This window comes from Streptomyces sp. NPDC020362, from assembly GCF_040642095.1.
Taxonomy (GTDB): Bacteria; Actinomycetota; Actinomycetes; order Streptomycetales; family Streptomycetaceae; genus Streptomyces.
This window is the reverse complement of sequence record NZ_JBFAET010000103.1, coordinates 1-19095: the sequence shown is the minus strand read 5'-3', so window position 1 is coordinate 19095 and position 19095 is coordinate 1. Positions and strand designations below refer to the sequence as shown.

The 19095-nt window shown below is 71.8% G+C and carries 17 protein-coding genes and 3 pseudogenes; 8 read left to right on the top strand and 12 right to left on the bottom strand.

Annotated elements, in window-relative coordinates; all coding sequences use genetic code 11:
* Positions 1-18: 18 nt before the first annotated feature.
* The 3 genes and pseudogenes from AB0H32_RS29505 to AB0H32_RS29495 all read right to left on the bottom strand — a co-directional run.
* On the bottom strand, positions 19-654 hold the full coding sequence (locus AB0H32_RS29505) for an MBL fold metallo-hydrolase (RefSeq protein WP_361126432.1): 636 nt from the start codon (positions 652-654) through the stop codon (positions 19-21).
* A 37-nt stretch (positions 655-691) separates the two neighbouring features.
* A complete protein-coding gene (locus AB0H32_RS29500; protein WP_361126429.1) occupies positions 692-1981 on the bottom strand; it encodes an alpha/beta fold hydrolase in 1290 nt (429 codons plus the stop codon).
* Between the two features lie 44 nt (positions 1982-2025).
* Positions 2026-2307, bottom strand: a pseudogene (locus AB0H32_RS29495) (transposase); the annotation flags it as partial.
* Between AB0H32_RS29495 and AB0H32_RS29490 the strand changes: the two are divergent.
* A complete protein-coding gene (locus tag AB0H32_RS29490) occupies positions 2200-2670 on the top strand; it encodes a transposase family protein (protein ID WP_361126468.1) in 471 nt (156 codons plus the stop codon). The pseudogene AB0H32_RS29495 and the gene AB0H32_RS29490 sit on opposite strands and share 108 nt — an antisense overlap.
* 47 nt (positions 2671-2717) lie before the next feature.
* Here AB0H32_RS29490 and AB0H32_RS29485 read toward each other — a convergent pair whose 3' ends face one another.
* Positions 2718-3086, bottom strand: a complete 369-nt coding sequence (locus tag AB0H32_RS29485) for a VOC family protein (RefSeq protein ID WP_361126426.1) — start codon at positions 3084-3086, stop codon at positions 2718-2720.
* A gap of 488 nt (positions 3087-3574) precedes the next feature.
* Positions 3575-4063: a GNAT family N-acetyltransferase gene (locus AB0H32_RS29480; RefSeq protein WP_361126423.1), complete on the bottom strand. Its 489-nt coding sequence runs from the start codon at positions 4061-4063 to the stop codon at positions 3575-3577.
* Between AB0H32_RS29480 and AB0H32_RS29475 the strand changes: the two genes are divergently transcribed.
* Together AB0H32_RS29475 and AB0H32_RS29470 are read left to right on the top strand one after the other, a co-directional pair.
* Entirely contained in the window at positions 4050-4271 is a 222-nt protein-coding gene (locus AB0H32_RS29475; RefSeq protein WP_361126420.1) for a hypothetical protein, read from the top strand. The genes AB0H32_RS29480 and AB0H32_RS29475 overlap by 14 nt on opposite strands.
* 58 nt (positions 4272-4329) lie before the next feature.
* A pseudogene (locus AB0H32_RS29470) lies at positions 4330-4627 on the top strand (DNA cytosine methyltransferase); the annotation flags it as partial.
* A gap of 486 nt (positions 4628-5113) precedes the next feature.
* On the opposite strand, the pseudogene AB0H32_RS29465 reads toward AB0H32_RS29470, so the two are convergent.
* Positions 5114-5782, bottom strand: a pseudogene (locus AB0H32_RS29465) (transposase); the annotation flags it as partial.
* 86 nt (positions 5783-5868) lie between these two features.
* On the bottom strand, positions 5869-6855 hold the full coding sequence (locus AB0H32_RS29460) for an MsnO8 family LLM class oxidoreductase (protein WP_361126417.1): 987 nt from the start codon (positions 6853-6855) through the stop codon (positions 5869-5871).
* A gap of 357 nt (positions 6856-7212) precedes the next feature.
* Between AB0H32_RS29460 and AB0H32_RS29455 the strand changes: the two genes are divergently transcribed.
* From AB0H32_RS29455 to AB0H32_RS29445, 3 genes are all read left to right on the top strand, one after another.
* The gene (locus AB0H32_RS29455; RefSeq protein ID WP_361126414.1) at positions 7213-7755 is read left to right on the top strand and encodes a GNAT family N-acetyltransferase; all 543 of its coding nucleotides are present in this window, start codon (positions 7213-7215) and stop codon (positions 7753-7755) included.
* 603 nt (positions 7756-8358) lie between these two features.
* A complete protein-coding gene (locus AB0H32_RS29450) occupies positions 8359-9225 on the top strand; it encodes a hypothetical protein (protein WP_361126411.1) in 867 nt (288 codons plus the stop codon).
* Between the two features lie 46 nt (positions 9226-9271).
* Positions 9272-9532 carry a CoA transferase gene (locus AB0H32_RS29445; RefSeq protein ID WP_361126408.1) on the top strand — a complete coding sequence of 87 codons (261 nt, stop codon included), beginning with the start codon at positions 9272-9274 and terminating at the stop codon, positions 9530-9532.
* Between the two features lie 176 nt (positions 9533-9708).
* Here AB0H32_RS29445 and AB0H32_RS29440 read toward each other — a convergent pair whose 3' ends face one another.
* Positions 9709-11349 carry a tryptophan 7-halogenase gene (locus AB0H32_RS29440; protein WP_361126405.1) on the bottom strand — a complete coding sequence of 547 codons (1641 nt, stop codon included), beginning with the start codon at positions 11347-11349 and terminating at the stop codon, positions 9709-9711.
* A gap of 176 nt (positions 11350-11525) precedes the next feature.
* Between AB0H32_RS29440 and AB0H32_RS29435 the strand changes: the two genes are divergently transcribed.
* Complete coding sequence (locus AB0H32_RS29435; protein WP_361126402.1) at positions 11526-11765, top strand: DUF6269 family protein; 240 nt, start codon at positions 11526-11528, stop codon at positions 11763-11765.
* A gap of 166 nt (positions 11766-11931) precedes the next feature.
* Here AB0H32_RS29435 and AB0H32_RS29430 read toward each other — a convergent pair whose 3' ends face one another.
* Positions 11932-14088 carry an AfsR/SARP family transcriptional regulator gene (locus AB0H32_RS29430; RefSeq protein WP_361126399.1) on the bottom strand — a complete coding sequence of 719 codons (2157 nt, stop codon included), beginning with the start codon at positions 14086-14088 and terminating at the stop codon, positions 11932-11934.
* Between the two features lie 207 nt (positions 14089-14295).
* On the opposite strand from AB0H32_RS29430, the gene AB0H32_RS29425 reads away from it, so the two are divergent.
* Complete coding sequence (locus AB0H32_RS29425; RefSeq protein ID WP_361126396.1) at positions 14296-14583, top strand: hypothetical protein; 288 nt, start codon at positions 14296-14298, stop codon at positions 14581-14583.
* A 104-nt stretch (positions 14584-14687) separates the two neighbouring features.
* On the opposite strand, the gene AB0H32_RS29420 is transcribed toward AB0H32_RS29425, so the two are convergent.
* From AB0H32_RS29420 to AB0H32_RS29410, 3 genes are all read right to left on the bottom strand, one after another.
* On the bottom strand, positions 14688-17675 hold the full coding sequence (locus AB0H32_RS29420; RefSeq protein WP_361126393.1) for a BTAD domain-containing putative transcriptional regulator: 2988 nt from the start codon (positions 17673-17675) through the stop codon (positions 14688-14690).
* Positions 17676-17799: 124 nt separating this feature from the next.
* On the bottom strand, positions 17800-18048 hold the full coding sequence (locus AB0H32_RS29415; protein ID WP_361126390.1) for an acyl-CoA carboxylase epsilon subunit: 249 nt from the start codon (positions 18046-18048) through the stop codon (positions 17800-17802).
* A gap of 9 nt (positions 18049-18057) precedes the next feature.
* Positions 18058-19095 (bottom strand): carboxyl transferase domain-containing protein (locus AB0H32_RS29410; protein ID WP_361126387.1); only part of this gene is annotated, 1038 nt, incomplete at its 5' end.

Genomic DNA, 19095 nt, shown 5'->3' with positions numbered 1-19095 from the left:
TGACAACCCGGCCCCGGCTCAGACGTCCGCGGTCCCTCCCGGAGCGAGTCGCAGGTGGTCCGTGCCGCCCAGGGCGCCGATCTGGCGGTCGTAGATCGGCCGGGCCAGGTCGGTGAGCAGTGCGTCGTGGACGTCGTAGGCACGCTGCGGCCCGACCTCACGGACGTAGTCGATGACCTCGGCGATCTTGTTCCAGGGGGCCATCACCGGAAGCATCAGCGTCTCCACCGGGTGGTCCGGGACGGTGAGCGCGTCGCCGGGGTGGAAGACCCTGCCGCCGTCGATCAGGTAGCCGACGTTGGTGATGCGCGGGATGTCCGGGTGGATCACCGCGTGCAGCTCGCCGTGGACCTGGACGTCGAAGCCCGCGGCCGTGAAGGTGTCGCCGTGGCCCACGGTGTGCACGCGGCCGGGGAAGGCGGCCGTGATCTGGTCCGCGACGGACTTCAGGGTCCAGATCCCGGCGGCCGGGTTCGCCTCCAGCGCGGCGCGCAGCCGTCCCTCGTCGAAGTGGTCCGGGTGCTCGTGCGTGACCAGGATCGCGTCCGCGCCGACCGCCGCGTCCTGCTCGCTGAAACCTCCGGGGTCGATGACGAGCGTCCGCCCGTCCTTGTCGAGGCGGACGCAGGCGTGGGACTTCTTGGTGAGCTTCATGTCTCCCCATCCTGCCGCCCGCGGCCGCCCGGCGGCCTCACCCGGCGGGAGTGGTCTCCTCGCGGATGACCTGCTGAGCCACCTCGAAGGCGCTGCTCGCCACCGGGACACCGCAGTACACGGCGGCCTGGAGCAGCACCTCCTTGATCTCGTCCGGGGTGAGACCGTTGCGCAGCCCGGCACGGGTGTGGGAGGCCAGCTGGTCCAGGTGACCTCCGGCGACCAGCGCGGTGAGCGTGATGCAGCTGCGGGTACGGCGGTCCAGTCCCGGCCGGTCCCAGATCTCCCCCCAGGCGTAGCGGGTGACGAACTCCTGGAAGTCGCCGGAGAAGTCGTCGGCCTGTTCCAGGGCCCGGTCGACGTGCGCGTCGCCCAGCACCTCCCGGCGGATCTTCAGCCCGGTCCCGTACCGGTCCGGCGGGCCGAGCGGCTGGGGCGGCACGAGCGCCGGGGCGATCTCGGCGACGGGCACCACCTGCGGTGGCGGGGCGATGGCCGGGTTCACCGGAGCGGCCGGCAGAGCCGTCTGGCCGGTGTCGAAGGGCTGCTGCCAGGCGGTGGAGAAATGCCGCACCAGCAGGTCGGTGACGGCGGCCGGCTGCTCGACCGGCACCAGGTGGGAGGCGCCGGGCACGACCGCGAGCCGGGCGTCCGGTATTCCGGCGACCAGGGTGCGGGCCTCGGCCGGTCCGGTGACCTGGTCGTCGGAGCCGACCAGCACCAGGGTCGGCACCCCGACCCGGCCCAGCTCGGGCCGGACGTCGAATCCGGCGAGGGCCTCGCAGGCGGCTATGTAGCAGCCCGGGTCGGTGGTGCGCACCATCTGCACCGCCCACTCGGTGATCGCGGGCTGAGCGGCGGCGAACCCGCCGGTGAACCAGCGGTCGGGCGCGGTCCGGGCGATCGGGTCGAGGCCGTTGGTACGGACGATCACCCCGCGCTGGCGGAACTCGTCGGCGGTGCCGAACCGGGGCGAGGCGGCGACCACGGCGAGCGAGGCGAGGCGCTCGGGGTGGCGCAGCGCCAGTTCGATGCCGATCGCACCGCCCAGCGCGCAGCCGGCGTAGCCGAAGCGCTGCACGCCGAGGGCGTCCAGCGTGGCCAGCAGCCGGGCCGCCAGACCGGCGACCGAGCCGGCCGGGTGGGCGGGGGCGCCGCCGTGGCCCGGCAGGTCGAACCGGAAGATCCGCCACTGCTTCGACAGTTCGGGGACCTGGCGGTCCCACATGTGCCATGTGGTACCCAGGGAGGGACCCAGGATCAGGACAGGTGCGTCTTCTGGCCCGTCAAAGCGGTATTGCAGGGTGTTCGGTGGTGTCTCGCTCACCCGTCAGACCCTCTCATCTCTCACGGCTGCCTTTATAGCGGGGGTTATGGCTGTGTGGGCCCGACCAGGTGGAAGACCTCCCGGGCCGCGTAGCGTTCGAGGCATCGGACGATTTCGCGACGGGTCTTGCCCTCCTTGCTGCGGCGTTCGTAGTAGTCCTGGGTGCGCGGGTCGAAGCGCAGGCGAGTCTGCACGATCCGGTGCAGAGCGGCGTTGGCCTGCCGGTCGCCGCCACGGTTGAGGCGACGGTACCGCCGACTGCCCGAGGAACGCTCCACGGGGCTCACCCCGCACAGCGCGGCGAAGGACGCCTCACTGCCCATGCGCCGGCCGCCCGGCCCGGCCGCACCCACGACATCACCGCCGCCCGCCGCGACCGCATCCTGGCCCACCTGCGTGCTGCCGGCCTCGGCGCCCTGGCCGACCTGGGCTTCCTCGGCCTGGACGACGACGGGGACGATCCCGTGGTCGTCACCGGCTTCAAGGCCACCCGCGCCCGCGGGCTGGCATCCGCCGAGAAGGAGGCCAACCGGGTCCTGGCCGCCGGACGCGTCCCCGTCGAACGCGGCTTTGCCCACCTGAAGAACGGGCGGATCCTCACCAAGCTCCGTGCTGACCCCGCCCGAGCCACCCATCTGTTTCACGCGCTGCTCGTCCTGACGAACATCGAGACCACTACCGACAATTGATCTCTATCGCAGGTAGCCCACGATCAGCACATGCCCCCGGAACAGCGTCACCGGGCCGGGATCGGCTGAGTGAGATTCACCGGGTTGCCGTCGGGGTCCTGGATGTGGGCGACACGCTGTCCCCACGGCATGTCGTTGGGGCCGCCGCGGACCGAGCCGCCCAGCGCCGCCACCCGGCCGAGCGTCTCGTCGACGTCGTCGACACCGATGCTGAGCAGGATCCGCGGTGCCGCCCCGGTCCCCGGGTTCGCCTTGACCACCAGCCCGAGGTCGGTGTCGCCGATGCGCAAGCCGAGGTAGAAGGCCGGGCCTTGCGCCGGTACCCGGAAGATCTCCTCGGCGCCGAACAATTTCGTATAGAAGCCGAGCAGGACGTCCTGGTCGGCAGTGATGATCACTGGCTGGATGGTGGACATGGCACTCCTGTCGAGAACGGTCGTGTCGCTGGGTAGACCGTTCGAGGACGGTGAACTCATCGGCAAAACCGCCCTGCCAGACGATCTACACCCCAGACTGCCGCCCGCAACCAGTACGAGCAGCCCGAAACGGGGGCACACCACCCTTGCTGACCAGCCACTTCAAGATGGCGCAGCCTCAGTGTTCAACACGGTGGAGCGCGCCGTGGCGGTTCAGTCGGCGTTGGCCAAACTCGTTCGCAGAAGCGGGCCGGAGGTGGTGCTTTTGCATTCTCGTTTTCGGCCACCTGAGCGGGAGAGGCTGATGGACGAGCTCAACGCTCTGGGAGTGCCGGAGGCGAGGAAGTCGCCGGGGGAGGCCGCTGGCGCAGGCGATCACCCCGCCAAGGCAGAGTCGACGGCACTCACGGAGCGCGCGGCGTCCAGCGGCTCCTGCATGCCGGCCACCATGAGGACGAAGCCGGTGCCCCGGCAACCGGCACATCGCGTCATTCCGAAGGAATGCGAAACTCGAATTCGGGACGGTCCCACGGCACGGCGGGCGGGTTCGCAAACGCGGTCCCGGTCCGCACCGCACCAACGCGGTGGTAGAAGTCCTCGGCGGGAAGATGCGACACGACCTTGAGACGCTCGAGCCCGGCGGCACGGGCCTCGGACTTCATGTGCGCCACGAGCAGCCGTCCAATACCCCGTCCTTGCGCTTCGTCGGCGACGAACAGCAGGTCGAGCTCCGGTGGCGCGAGGACGAGCGAGTAGAACCCGAGGACCCGGCCTCCATGCTCGTCGCCGCCGACGGCCACAAAGGCGCGGTGGGCCTCGATGTAATCAGGACCGACCCGGTAGCCCGCGACTGCGGCCGCGTACTTACCCTCGTAGGCGCCTGAGCCACGCACGAGCCGCGTGAGCCGTTTGGCATCCCGCGCGACGGCCCTCCGTATCGTGATCGGCTGGCTGATCGGGGAAGTGCGTGAACTCATCGGGAGAGTATTTCGCACCGGGGAGTGCCTTCGTGCGGCGGGTCGGCTGCTCGAGCAGGCGTTCCTGCGCCGCTCCCGGGAACCGCTCGCCCAGGCCCCGATCGGCCGCGTCACTGCCGCCGAATCGGCCGCCCGCCAGCAGCAACCGGACGCCCGAACCGATGCGGAGGAGCTGGAGAACGGCGTGGTCGACGGCTGCTCTCCCTGAGCCTGCCGTGGCGAAGCCGAGCCGTACAGGAAACTTCCGAGCCAGCCTCGTGAGGCGGATCATCCTCGACCTGTTCGCCGGCCCCGGCGGCTGGAGCCACGCCCTCACCGTCCCCGGGGCCCGGGACATCGGCCTGGAGTGGGACAGCTGGGCCTGCAAAACCCGGGCTCGAGTCGTTTCGGTTGACGATCCAGACCGATGTCGCCCGCCATACCGTATGGATCTTCTCCAGTCGGATTCCCGGGCTGACCACCTCCCCGTCGTGCCAGGCGTGGTCGATGGCGGGCAAGCGTCTTGGCCTGGTCGACCAGCCGCTCGTCCGCCAGGCAGTCTCCGATCACGGCGCCGGCCGTGAGGAGGTCCGCCGGTGTACTACGCCGAGCAGGCCCTGCTCGGCGCCGTCCCTGTCCGAACCGCAGCGCCTCACCAACGTGACCGGCAGCGGCCCGGACGCGTCCTCCACCCCGGCGCACGCCGCGGTGTCCGCCGGCATTCGCGCCCTGCCGACCCCTGATCCGGCCGAGACCAGCGATCACGCCGCCGTGTTCGCACTGCGTGCCCGGTCCGCCCCTGGCCCGGCCGAGCGCACCGAACACAGCGCCTGGCTCGGCAAGGTGCTCCGGATGGTTCCCGAGGGGCTCCGCCGTATCACCCGCTATCACAGTGCCCCTATGACGGGGGCATGGCTGTGTGGACCTGACCAGGTGGAAGGCTTCCCGGGCAGCGTAGCGTTCGAGGCGTCGGACGATTTCGCGACGGGTCTTGCCTTCCTTGATGCGCCGTTCGTAGTAGTCCTGGGTGCGCGGGTCGAAGCGCAGGCGAGTCTGCACGATCCGGTGCAGAGCGGCGTTCGCCTGCCGGTCGCCGCCACGGTTGAGACGCCGGTACTGCCGAGTGCCCGAGGAACGCTCCACAGGACTGACCCCGCACAGCGCGGCGAAGGACGCCTTGCTGCCCAGGCGTTCCGGGTTGTCCCCTACCGTGATCAGCAAAGTGACGGCCGCGTCCGGACCGATACCCACCACCGTGAGCAACTGCGGAGCGTGGCGTTCCACGAGCCGGGCCAGGCGGCCTTCCAAGTCCTGGATCTGTTCCGTGAGCTGTCCGATTCGCTGGGCCAGCAGGCACAGGGTGATGCGGGTGGCCTGCAGCACCGCCTCTTCACCGTCGTCGCCGTTCTTGCCGTCGTCGGCGAGCTCTGCGCAGGTACGGAAGAGTTCTGCGTTGTGCAGAACTGCCAGTTCTTCCCGCAAGTTCGGGTCGGCACCGACGAGGACGGCCTTGAGCTGGTTGATCGCCTGGGCGCGGGCCTTGACCGCCGAGCCCTTGGCGAGTTTGTATATCCGGGCGATCTCCACCAGACCGTCGCCTGACTTGGCCTGGGCGCGCGCTCGCTCGAACCGGCTGAACCGCCGCAGCACGACGGCCACGCGGTGCTCGTCATCAAGGTCTCTGGCCAGGCGCAAGGCTCCGGTGAACCAGGACTCCGCCTCCTCGAGTTGACCCTGCATCTCGCGTCGGGTCTTGCCCTCCTTGATGCGGCGCGTGGGGCAGCCCTGGTGGGTGGGTCAGGACGGATGGTGCGGTTCGGGGGGTGTCACGGTGCTTTCGTGGCCTCGCAGTGCTTCTTGATGAGTTCGTAGGAGCGCACGCGGGCTTCGAGGTCGTAGACAGGTGTGGTCAGCATGAGTTCATCTGCTCCGGTCTCGGTGGCCAGTTGCGCGAGCCGGCGTACGACGGCCTCGGGCGTCCCGCACGCCTGCTGTGCACGGAAACCGGCAAGCGCCTGTCGCTCCTCTGCCGAGAAGGGATGGGCGGCGGCATCCGCGGGCGTGGGGAAGGGAATGTCGCTCAGACCTTTGAGCAGCCCGGCCTTGACGACGTCCATGGGCCCGGCTCGCCACGCCGCTTCCTGCTCCGTCTCAGCGCATATCGCCTCCACGCACACCACAACCCGGGGCTGCTCGCACCAGCGGGACGGGATGAACGCCGCACGGTAGCGCTCCAGCACCGTGAAGGTGTTGTCGGGCCGGATGTGGTGTGCGACGGCGATCGGCAGGCCGAGTCGCGCGGCGAGGGCGGCACCTGCGGTACTGGAGCACAGCAGCCATGGCTCCGGCAGCGGGCCGAGTGCCACTTCGTCGACCAGAAAGGACAGGATCGCAGCGAGGTCGGCGTGGTATTGCGCGTCCGTCGCCGGTCCGGCTCCGCGGCGCAATTCCCGCGCGGTGGCCTCATCGAAGGTGCCAGGGCCGCGGCCGATACCCAGGTCGATGCGGTCCGGGTGCAACGCGGCCAGTGTTCCGAACTGCTCCGCCAGCGTGATGGGCGCATGGTTGGGCGCCAGCACTCCGCCCGACCCGAGCCGGATGGCTGAGGTCGAGGCCGCCGCATGAGCGATCAGCACCACCGGTGGGAACGCGCCGATCGCGGGCGAATGGTGGTGCTCGGCATACCAGATCCGGTGATACCCCAGTAGTTCGAGCCTGCGAGCGAAGGTAGCGGTGTCACGCAGAGTCTCCACGCCACAGGTCCCTGATTCGACCACCGCAACTTCCAGCGCTGAAATCGGCACATCGATCATGCCGTCAGCATAGGGATCGGTGTTCGCCTCAGGTGCGGTGGTCCCCACTGCCACGGTGCTCGGGCCGGTGGGTGAGGTCTGTGCGCCAGTTGCCTCCGGTCCGCGATCGTCACACTGGTCGACCGCATCAGTCGCTAGGTCCGCCTCATCCCACTGCCCGACAGGCACGGCGCCGAAGCCGTCCGTGGACCACCTGTGATCACCGAAGCCACCAGCCAAGCCGAGGCGGCGCGGGACGTGCCGCGAACGGAGGCGACACAGCGAGGGGAGCCCCGCCTCGCTCCGACACGCTGGGGCGTGTATCGAAAGTGCCTGGTGAGGATGGCGGAGAGCCCATCTGTGATCCAGAATGATTGAATGGTCACGCTTGAGACTCCCCGTTTGATCCTGCGTCGCTGGCGCGACGAAGACGTTGCGCCCATGGCTGCCGTCAACGCCGACCCCGAGGTCATGCGGTGGATCCGTGACGGCAGCGTCCGTGACGAACAGCAGACTCGCAGCGGGGTCCAGGCATGGGAGAGCGAGTGGGAGTCACAGGGCTTCGGCCTGTTCGCCGTGGAGATCCGGTCCACTGGCGAGCTGGCCGGGTTCACCGGCCTTTCGGTGCCCGACTTCTTGCCCGAGGTGCTGCCGGCGGTTGAGGTCGGCTGGCGGCTGGGACGTTCCCACTGGGGGCAGGGCTTGGCCACCGAGGCCGCTGCGGCCGCTGTACGGTTCGGGTTCGAAGAGCGAGGGCTGGAGCGGATCGTCAGCATCACTCAAGTGGGCAACGACGCCTCCGAACGGATCATGACCAAACTGGGGATGCATCCGGTCCGTGAGACCGTCAATCCCACCTGCGGTCGGCGAGTACGGGTGTTCGAGTTGTTGTCGGACCAGTACGTCACAACCACTCGTTGATGGCGGCAACGAGGACGGTAGCCTCGTCGCGCGGACCGCGAGTTTGATGCCCCTACGGATGTCAACACGCTGTCGTCGCAGTGCACTTGGGTGGGTTGATCGCCTGGGTAGATCTCTCGTGCGACGTAGCGTTTGAGGCGTCGGACGATCCCGCGTCGGGTCTTGCCCTCCTTGATGCGGCGTCTGAACGCCATGGCAAGCCCCTCACGCGACGAACCCCCGCCGGAGCAAGCCGGCGGGGGTTCCTCACCTCTCACACGCTGCCCCTGTGACAGGGGCCTGCAGGGATGGCCTTGACCTGGGGGTTGGCGTAGAGGTGCGGAGCTTGAGGTGTCTTGGGACATGCTCCGGCCACAAAGCGACGGTTGGCCTGAAGAGGCTGCGGGCAGGCGCGACCAGGTCCCCGCTCGCACGTGCCCGCGTTGCCTGACTGCGCATGTGCGAGGCACTTTCGTCCGGCACGCGTGGCCTTCAGCGTGCGCCCCTGGCACCTCCGTCGGCGCAGCGGTGGCGGACCTTTCGGCGGTCGAGCCGTACGCGGACCCGCCGCACAGGGCCCGGCAGTTTCGCGCAGCTGCGGCGGCTGCACAGGAATGCCACCGCGTGATCGCAGCGGATGTGTCGCCGCCGGACGGCGAGACGCTGCCTACGGCCTCGGACAACCAGACGTACTTCCGTGTTCGCGTGGGAAGACTCACCGCTCCTCAGGCACTGGCTCACGGCGTTGGCGTGGCGTCACGGGCGATCGCCGACCTGGCCTGGGCGCCCGTTTCCGCCAGCGACATGTCCCTGGAGACGACAGCGCTCTGCTCGTCCCTCGTACTCTTCGGAGAAGCTGCGGGCGGGCTGCTGGGCGGCGAGTGCCCTGCCCCGAAGGTTCCGCTCACCCAGGCCCTTGCGCCGGCCGAGCGGTGGATCGTGGGACATCATGTCCGCTTTCTCATCGAGACATGCGCCGCCGCGAGCCTATGGTCAGCGGCCATGAGCGTGAGCGAGGGCGATATCTCGTCGGCCGTCACGCGTATTTCGGCGGCGACGGCATGTGTCAGGGGCCTGCCGGCGGCCGTGGCGCACGCCTGTGCAATGCCCCGTGGTCACTACCGTGGGGTGATACGTCCCGGGATGGCGCCGCCGGCACTCGACAGCCCGCTCAGCGGCCGTCAGCACCACACATACAAGGACCTGCGGCGTGCGATCCGACAGCTGCTCAAGGTTCTACCCGAGACCCACCATGCGCTGGCGGCGCGGAGTCGGGAACTGGCGTACGCCCGGAACCAGTTACTGCACGCGGACCTGATCGACGCAGAGCGACACATCTCCTTTGCCTGCACCATGGTCACGACCAGCCGCTCCCTGGCCCAGCCTGCGGGCAGCCCGATCGACGCGGTGACGGAGCTCCGCCACATCAGCCATGTCCGTGCCGCCACCTACGCACCACTGCTGGACACCGCAACCGTCGTCCATGCGTAGCGCCGAAGGCGCCGGCGCAGACCCGTCTCGCTGAGAGAACCGGCAGATGACCCAGCCCTTCGACGGCATCCGTGTCCTGGACCTCACCCACGTTCCCGCAGGCCCGTTCGCCGCGTACCAGCTCGCCGTGCTCGGCGCGGATGTCATACAGATCGAGCCGCCCGGCCGACCCGACTTCGTACGACGCAAAGGCCCCGACCCCGGACTCAACGCCGCCCTCCGAGGGCTGAACTACCAGGTCCAGGGCAGCAACAAGCGGGCCACTTGCGCCGCCGGGTGGTCCGGGGTGCGACATCGCCTGCGGTGACATCCGCCTCTCCCGGACGAGGAACGCGAACCGTGCAGTGGGCCACGGGGATGCGAGGGCGGGCCACCCGGATGCGATCGCGTCACCGTGGCCTCGTGCGCCTGCACCGCACGGAGCCGGACACCACGTCGTGCTCGCCGGCCGGCCGTACCCGCGTGTCCGCCCGGTGCACGGTCTCACCGCACCGGGACCGGCCTCGACGGTGCCGTCGCCCGCTGTGCCGCCTCGTTGCATGCCTCCGGAGAACGGCGGGTGTGCAGGCGGTGCAGGTACGTGTGGGCGCTGGGCAGGGTTTCCAGCAGGATCCGCTGCTGACGCCGGATCCGCGTGAAGTGGACGTCGGCGGCCTGGCGGGCGGCCGTACGGTGCCACAGGGCCGCCGGCGGCGGTCCTCCCTGCGGGTCGAGGGCGGCCAGCAGGGTGCGCAGCGGCGTCTCGCCCGGTTCGGGGGACAGTCCGGCGCGATGCCCCTCCACGCATGCCGACAGGGCGTCGGACAGCGGTAGTTCGCGGTGCGCCCGCCAGAACGGCGTGTCGGCTCGCGGGGCGGCCCGGTACAGGAGCTGGGCCAGGTCGTCGGACGCCGCCGCGTCGGACGCGGCAGCCCGGTTGAAGCGGTCCGCCGGGGCGCGCAGCTGCCGCCGGCCGGGGAAGTCGCGTATCAGCCGGCCGAGTTGACGCAGCACGCCGGTGAGGCCGTCGTCGGCGAGCGGGTCGGCGGACCGGGCGGCCGGGCCGAGCGCCACGCAGTTGTGCACCCAGGCGCGGCGGGCGGCACCGGTGGGCCGGGTGTGGACGCGCACGTCGGCGGCGCCGGGGCGCATCCCCCACAGGGCACACAGCATGCGCACCGCATGCTCCTCGTCCGTCCACGCGCTCGCGCAGACGAGTCCGGCGCCGATCCGGTCCGGCAGCGGACGGTGCCAGGCCCAGCCGTACGGCAGGGCGGTGGCCGTGCCGTACGGCTCGATGCCGGCCACGGCGCTGTCGTGGGGCACGTCGATCGTGACGGTGCGGTCGGTGAGCGGGTGACCGGCCCCCCTGGTGAAGGGTTCCCGCAGCACCCCGCCGAGCAGCAGACTCGCCGGACCGGTGCAGTCGAGGAAGAGGTCTCCGGCGAGCCGGGTGCCGTCGGCGGTGCGCAGGGCGGTAAGCATGCCGTCGCCGTCCCGGTCGGCGCCCAGCAGCACGCCGCGTGCGGTGCGGACTCCGAATCGCTGCACGGCCGTTCGGCGCAGCAGTCGTGTGAGGAGTTCGGCGTCGGCGTGCCAGCCGTAGGGAACGGCGGCCCTGCCGTCGAGCCAGCGTGGCGACCTGAGGGCGTCCAGCAGCGGCGGCTCACGAAAACAGGCGCGGTCCAGCGGCTCGACGGTTTCGCCCGTCCGGCGGCGCAGCCGCCAGAATTCCGACAACGGGAACTCCTCGCATTCGGGGAGGTCCGCGAAAGGCCGGTCGAAGCGGTCCGGCGCGTGGCCGGGCAGGGAATGCGGTGAGAGTTGCGCCGCTCCCCCGGTGCGCCAGTTGACGTAGCGCACGGCGAGGGTGAAGGACGCCGAGCAGGCGCGCATCCAGGTCTCCTCCTGGATGCCCAGCCGGTCGAAGAGGTCCCGCTGCACCTGCGGGGCCAGGGCCACGACCCGGCCGGTCGGGTCGGTCGTCGGGGCATGCTGCCTGGTCTCCAGCACGGTGACGCCGACCGCCCCGCCGAACGTGGCGGCCAGTCGGGCGGCGGCGGCCCAGCCGGCGAGCGTGCCGCCGACGACCACGATCTCTTCGATACGGCTTTCCCGGTCCTCCGGGATTCCCAGGCTGTCCATGAGGGAATTCTCGACGCCCACCCATATTCCTTGTACAGGCGTTGTGTATTGCCTCTGTATTGGCCTGTATTCGTTCTGTACCGCGGAATACAGGGCGGCCGGAGAAAGCGTACAGCGGGGAATTCCATTCTGTTGGTGCGGGGCCTGAGAGGGACCCGATACGAACAGGAGGAGAAATGTACGACGAGGTGAACACCCCGAATCAGGTCCAGCACCCTCTGGAATATCTGACGGAACTCGAGAACTCCGCGGCGATGGACCAGGAACTGCTGCTGCGGGACGCCGGGACGCCGTGGGCGGATCTGCTGGCGGCCTACGTGGACACGCTGAACGAGCTGGCCGTGCGGGGGACGGAGGAGAACGGGTACGTCGCCAGGTACGGACTGGACGAGGGGCACGCGGGCGGGTGCGGCTGAGTCCGTGACACGCGGGAGCCCGGGCGGCCGGCCGGAGGGGCCCGGCCGGCCGCCCGGGCCGGGGGAAAGAGAAGACAGAGCGGAGCGGCGCGCCGGATCAGGCCGAGCCGGCGCACCGCATCAGGCCACAGCGGCGCGCCGGATCAGGCCGAGGCGGCGCACCTGATCAGGCCACGGCGGCGCTCCGGTCGTGCGGCCGGAGCACGCGAGCCCCGTCGGTGCCGGGCAGCGGGGACGCGGCCGGGCAGTGCCGCAGCGCGTACAGCCGTACCAGCGGCATCAGCCGGTAACAGGGCTCGCCGCGCAGCACGCCGGCTTCGTCCCCACCCTGCGACGCCGTCAGGAGCCGGGCGTCGGCCAGCTGTTCCAGCAGGTCCTCCGCGTGCCTCGGGACGAGGTCGAGCAGCGCGGCGGCGTCCTCGGCGGTCAGCCGGGAGGGACCGGTCGCCGCGAGGACACCGAGCGCCTCGGCGACGGCCGGGGTGAGCACCTCGAGCGCGGCGCGCAGTCCGGTGCCGATGTCGAGGGCGCCGATCCGCAGTTCGTCGAGGCGGTGCTCCTCGGGCGCGAGCCGGTCGGCGAGGCGGGCGACCGGCCAGTGCGGGCGGGTGGCGAGCCGGACGCCGGCGATCCGCAGCGCCAGCGGCAGCCGCTCGCAGAACTCGGCCACGCGCAGGGTCGCTTCGGGTTCCGCGGCGAGCCGCTCGGCGCCCGCCGCCGAGGCGAGGAGTCCGGCCGCCTCGGCCGGGGTCATGGGGCCGAGCCGTACCAGCCGCACCGCATCCAGCGAGGCGAGCGTCGGGTGGGTGCCGGTGACGACGGTGCGGCTCGGGCCGCCGGGCAGCAACGGCCGTACCTGAGCGTCGTCCGCTGCGTTGTCCAGGACGATCAGCATGCGCCGGTTCGCGGCCAGCGTGCGGAAGAACTGCGCCCGTTCGTCGACGCCCTCGGGCAGCCGGTGACCGTCGGCCCCGAGCGCCCGCAGGAACCAGCCCAGCACCTCGCGGGCCTCGCGCCGGCCACCGTCCCCGGTGCGCAGATCCGCGTACAACTGCCCGTCGGGAAAGTCCCCCCGGCACACTTCGCCGACCCGCAGCGCCAGCGCGGACGTCCCGGTCCCGGGCGCCCCCGCGACCACGACGTCGTACCGCGCCCGCAGCGCGGCAATCGCCTCCTCCACCGCCGCGCCCCGGCCCACGAAGTCGACCGGGGCGGAGGGCAGCAGCGCCGGCACCACGGGCCCGGCGGCGCCGGGGGCCGCGAGCGCCGGGGGCGGGGCGACAGGGTGCGCGGCGGGGGCGTGCGGGGCAGCCGCGAGGGCGGCGGTGTGCGAGGCCGGGGCTGCCGGGTTCCGAGCGGCCGGGTGAAGGGCCGCCGGGCCCTGAACGGCCGGGTGCGGCAGGGGCGCAGGGCCGGGTGTCGTCGGGTGGGCCATGAGGGCGGTGGAGGGGGACGCGGAGGGGTCGGGCGCCGTCGGTGCCGGGGCCGCCGGGCCGAGGGTGTCGGCTGCGGTGGTTGCGGTGGTCGCAGTCGGCGGCTCCTGCCCCGGCGCCGGGCTCGTCGTCGCGGGCCTCGGCGGGGCCGGGGGGTGCGGGAGGGTGCCGGTGAGGATCTGCTGGTGGAGGGCGCGCAGGGCGGGCCCGGGGTCGATGCCGAGGTCGGCGGCGAGGAAGCGGCGTCCTTCGTCGTAGACGGCCAGCGCGTCGGCCTGCCGGCCGCAACGGTACAGCGCGGTCATCAGCTGACCGCGCGGCCGCTCGCGCAGCGGGTGGTTCCGGACCTGGCCGGTGAGGGCGGGGACGAGGTCGCCGTGGCGGCCGAGGGCGAGCGCCGCCTCGGCGTGCTCCTCCAGCGCGGCGAGCCGGGCCTCCTCCAGGCGTGGTCCCTCGGCCTGGGCGAGTTGCTCGGTGACGTCGCCGAGGGCCGGCCCGTGCCAGAGAGCGAGGGCCTCGGCGAGGCTGCGTTCGGCGTCGGCGAAGCGCCCGGCGCGCAGGTGTTCGCGGCCGGTGTCGGCGAGTTCGCGGAAGGTGTGCCAGTCGAGGGTGGCCCCGCCCGGGTCCATCCGGTAGCCGCTGCCGTGGCGGGTCAGGCGGGGCCCGGGGCCGAGCCGGGTGCGCAACCGGGACACGTAGGTGTAGAGCTGGCGGGTGCTCGTGGCGGGCGGATCCCAACCCCAGAGCAAGGTGGTCAGCCGCTCGTCCGTGACGAGCCGGCCCTGCGCGAGCAGCAGCACGGCGAGGGTGGCCCGCTGCTTGGCGCCGTCGAGGGGTACCGGGTGCCCGTCGCGTTCGGCGGACACGGGGCCGAGAATCCTGAACTCCATGCGGGCCTCCGCGGTTTCACGGGCCCGCTCCGGTCCCGGGCCTCATGCCGCGAAAAGCTACTGACCTGCGGTTTTTCCTCGTCCTCGGATCGATTTCGAGGCTGCGAAACAGCTTCGAAAGCGGCGCAATAAGGCGGCTCCGTAGCGTTCTCGGCATCACCCCGGGCAGTGCCCGAGGTCACCGGACACCGACATCAGGAGGACCGCATGAACCGCCTCGTCCACATCGCCAGGAGGACCGCCGTGACCGCTCCGCTGGGCCGGCTCGCGGCCGGTGCCGTGCTGCTGCTCGCCGCGGTCGGCACGGTCGGTGCCACGCAGGGCCTGAGCCCGCTCGCCGACGGATCACCGGCCGGGGTCGGCGCCGGCCACCACCACGGGACGTCGGTGCGGGCCGCGGACGATCCCTGGACGGTGGCGCGGAAGGTCGTGCAGCGCGACGACCCTTGGACGTCCGCCCCCGCCACCCCGCTGCGCGACGACCCGTGGACGTGACCGGCAGGTCCGGGTGACGGCAGGTCCCGATGGCGGCAGGTCAGCGCGGAGGCCGGTCAGCGTGGCGGCACATCAGGGTGGCGGACGGTCGCAGGGGTGGCCGGTCAGGGGCGGGCGAGGTCGAACAGCAGGCGGGGGTCGGCCGGTTCGTCCTGTCCGAGCACCGCCAGCAGCCGGTCCACGCGGTCCCGCCACGGCCGTACGCCGACGTCGGCGAAGAGTTCACCGGCCCCGCGCAGGATCGCCGCTGCGCCCGCCCGGTCCGCGCGCAGCATCAGCACACAGCCGAGCAGGACGGCCGCCCGTGCCTGGACGTACCGGTCCGGCACCTGTTCGGCGGCCTCGACCGCGTCCCGCAGCACCGTCTCGGCCTCCCCGAGCTTGTCCTGGCACCACAGTGCCTCCCCCAGCGCACGCAGCACATGCGCCTCGCCCCGCCGGTCGCCGCTGTCGAGCACCAGCTCCAGGGCGCGCCGGCACGCCTCCTCGGCCCGTTCCCCGGCTCCCTGCTGGATGAGCGCCTCGGCGAGCCGCACGGTGCTCTGCGCCTCGCCGCGCGCCACGCCGAGCCCACGGCTCTTGGCCACCGCCTCCGACGACAGCAGCAGGCTCGCCTGCGCATCGCCCCGCTCCAGTTCGATCTGTGCGAGCAGCCCCAGTACGTGGGCCTCGGCGTAGTGGTCGCCGACCTCGCGGAAGATCTCCAGGGCGTCCCGGCCCAGTCCGAGGGCACGGTCGAGGTCCGAGCGGTGGCGCGCGCACAGCGCGAGGTTGCGCAGCACGAGCGCACGGCCCTGGTGCCGGTCGAGTTCCTCGAACAGGCTCAGCGCCGGCATCAGCCGTTCGTAGGCGGAGTCGAAGTCCCACTGGATGATCTCCAGGGTGCCCAGCGACTGCAGCAGTGCCGCCTCGCCCAGTCTGTCGCCGGTGCGGCGGGCCGCCACCAGGGCGCTCTCGGCGCAGTCCCGCCAGTCCTCCAGGTAGTTGCGGTTCTGGAAGAGGGTGACCGCGGTGACGGCCAGGTCCCAGGCATGGGAGGACTCGTCCTCCCGGGCCAGCTGGTCGACGAGCGCGGTGAGCGCGAGCCGCTCGGTCTCGAACCAGCCCATGGGGTCCTCCAGCAGGCTGTCCACGAGGTGGGCGGGCAGTTCCCGCAGCGATGCCGGACCGTGGACGACGGTGTAGTCACCGCCGTACATCCTGCGGTGGGCCTCACGGGCGAGGGCGAGCCAGGTGCCGCCCACGCGGCGTACGCCCGCGCAGCGTTCGGCGTCGGTGTCCTCCTCCAGGGCCTGTTCGCGGGCGAACAGCCGCAGCAGGTCCTGGAAGCGGTAGCGGACGTGACCGACGCCGACGCTGACGGGTTCGAGCAGCTGGGCGTCGACCAGCTGCTCGATGAGGTCCTCGGCGTCGACGGGGTCGAGGTCGAGCAGGGCCGCGCCGGTCCACGCGGAGAACTCGGGGACGCTGAGCACGCCGAGCAGCCGGAACATCCGAGCGGTGTCGGCGGGCAGGCCGCGGTAGCTGAGCCGCAGGCCGGCGCGGACGCCGCGGGAGTCGATGCTGAGTTCGTCGAGTCTGCGGTGCTGGTCCTCCAGTCGCGACACCAGCGTCCGTACCGACCAGTGGGGTTTGGCGGCGAGCCGGGCGGCGGCGATCCGCAGCGCCAGCGGCAGCCGGTCGCACAGCTCGCTCAGCCGTGCAGCGCCTACCGGGTCGGCCCCGAAGCGGTCGTCCCCCGCGACCCGGGAGAGCAGGGCGATGGACTCGTCCTGCTCGAGGGAGCCGAGCTGGAGGGGGACGAACGCGTAGTCGCCGGCCAGGGCGCCGCCCATGCTGTCGCGGCTGGTGACCAGGACGCAGCAGCGTGAGGTGCCGGGCAGCAGCGGGCGTATCTGCGCGAACGAGCGGGCGTTGTCGAGGACGATCAGCACCCGCCGCCCGTCCAGGACGCTGCGGAAGAGCGCGGTGCGTTCGACCTGGTCGGCGGGGATCTGCGGGCCGGGTACGCCGAGGGCCCGCAGGAACCGGTCCAGCACGGCGCTCGGCCTGCGGGGCGCCTCGTCCTCGTCGTATCCGCGCAGGTCGGCGAAGAGCTGGCCGTCGGGGAAACGGGCGACGACCTGGTGCGACCAGTGGACGGCGAGCGCGGTCTTGCCGACGCCGCCGGTGCCGGTGATGGAGCCGACGGGCAGCGCGTTCCCGTCGACGTGGTCCAGGAGCCGGTCCAGGGTGGCCAGTTCGTCGCGGCGCCCGGTGAACGAGGCGGGGGCGGGCGGCAGATGGGCGGGCACGATGGTGGCCGGTGCGAGGGTGACGTGTTCGGCGGGCGGCACCAGCGCCGGGGAGTCGGCGAGGATCTCCTCGTGCAGCTCCTGCAGGGCCGGACCGGGGTCGATGCCGAGTTCCCCCGCGAACAGCCGGCCGGCCTCGCGGTAGGTCTCCAGGGCCTCGGCGCGGCGGCCGCACCGGTACTGCGCCAGCATCAGCTGGGCGACGGCCTGTTCGCGCAGCGGGTTCTCGCGGACGAACCGGCCTAGTTCGGCGACGAGTTCACCGTGCTGGCCGAGTTCCAGGCGAGCCGCGGTGAGTTGCTCGTACACGTCGAGGCGCAGCTCGGTCAGGCGGGTCGCCTCGGCCTCCACGCGCTCGGCGGTGACGCCCTCCAGGGCGGGCCCGCGCCACATGGCGAGGGCCTCCTCGAAGCGGGCGCCGGCCTCCTCCAGGTCCCCCCGGCGGGCGGCGGTCTGTCCTTCGGCGGCCCGCTCCTCGAACTCGACGGCGTCGATACGGTGTTCGCCGGCGAAGAGCATGTAGCCGGGGTGGCTGGTGACGAGGACGCCGTCGACGCCGAACGCGGACTTGAGGGACTTGCGCAGCGCGGAGACGCAGATGGCGATCTGGTTGCGGGCAGTGGCGGGTGGTTCGCCGTGCCAGACGGCGTCGGCGAGCGTGTCGACGGAGACGACCCGCCCGGGCGCCAGCAGCAGCATCGACATGATGGTGCGCTGGCGGCCGCCCTGCAGGGTCATGGGCCGTCCCTCGGCGCTGATGTCCAGCGGCCCCAGGATCCTGAACACCACCTGAAGCACCGCTGCCTCCCGACTCCGGCCGCAGCCGTACCCGTACGGCCCGTTTCGCCGCTTTCTGACTGACTAACAAGGCGCCCGAGGGGGCCGCAACGAGGGCGGCAGCAAGCTGCCAGCGCGGCCGTGCTCAGGTGCGGGCCCGCCAGGACCCGGGCGGCGGGGCCTCGGGGCGGTGCCAGCGGGCGGGCGCCGGGTCCCGGTCGGCCGCCGGGTCGGCGGTGCCTTCGGCGGGGGCCGTGGCGAGCGCGGTGAGGAGCGCGGCGACCGCCGCGACCTCCTCGGGGGTGGGATTGCCGCCGATGACGCGGAACAGGGCGGGACCGAGCGGCCCTTCGAGCGCGGGCGCGGGCGGGGTGGTGCAGGACGTGCGGGCCATGAGGCCTCCTCACATCGGGGGGTTGCCGTGTTTGCGGGTGGACAGGTCGGCGTGCTTGGTGCGCAGCATCGCCAGACCGGCGATCAGCGCGCTGCGGGTGTCGGCGGGGTCGATGACGTCGTCGACCAGTCCGCGTTCGGCTGCGTAGTACGGGTGCATCAGCTCGGCCTTGTACTCCTTGACCAGCTGCTGCCGCATGGTGTCGGGGTCGTCGGCGGCCTGGATGCGCCGCCGGAAGACGACGTTCGCTGCGCCCTCGGCGCCCATGACCGCGATCTCGTTGGCGGGCCAGGCCAGGGAGAGGTCGGCGCCGATGGACCGGGAGTCCATGACGATGTACGCGCCGCCGTACGCCTTGCGCAGGATGACCTGGACGCGGGGGACGGTGGCGTTGCAGTAGGCGTACAGCAGTTTGGCGCCGTGGCGGATGATCCCCCCGTGCTCCTGGCCGACGCCGGGCAGGAAACCGGGGACGTCGACGAGGGTGACCAGGGGGATCGAGAAGGCGTCGCAGAACTGGACGAAGCGGGCGGCCTTCTCGGAGGAGTGGATGTCGAGGACGCCGGCGAGGGAGCGGGGCTGGCTCGCGACGATGCCGACGACCTGGCCGCCGAGCCGGGCGAGGGTGGTGATCACGCTGGTGGCCCAGCGTTCGTGGACCTCCATGTGCTCGCCGTCGTCGACGACCTCGGCGATGACCTCGCGCATGTCGTAGGGGCGGCTGCCGTCGAGCGGCACCACCTCGCGCAGCCGTTCGCAACGCCGGTCGGCGGGGTCGGCGGACGGGACGGTGGGCGGTGCCTCGCGGTTGTTCTGCGGGAGCAGGGAGAGGAGGTAGCGCACCTCGGCGAGGCAGGTCTCCTCGTCGTCGTAGGCGAAGTGGCAGACACCGCTGGTCTCCGCGTGGACGTCCGCGCCGCCGAGGCCGTTCTGGGTGATCTCCTCGCCGGTGACGGCCTTGACCACGTCCGGGCCCGTGATGAACATCTGGGACGTCTCGCGGACCATGAAGACGAAGTCGGTCAGGGCGGGGCTGTAGGCCGCACC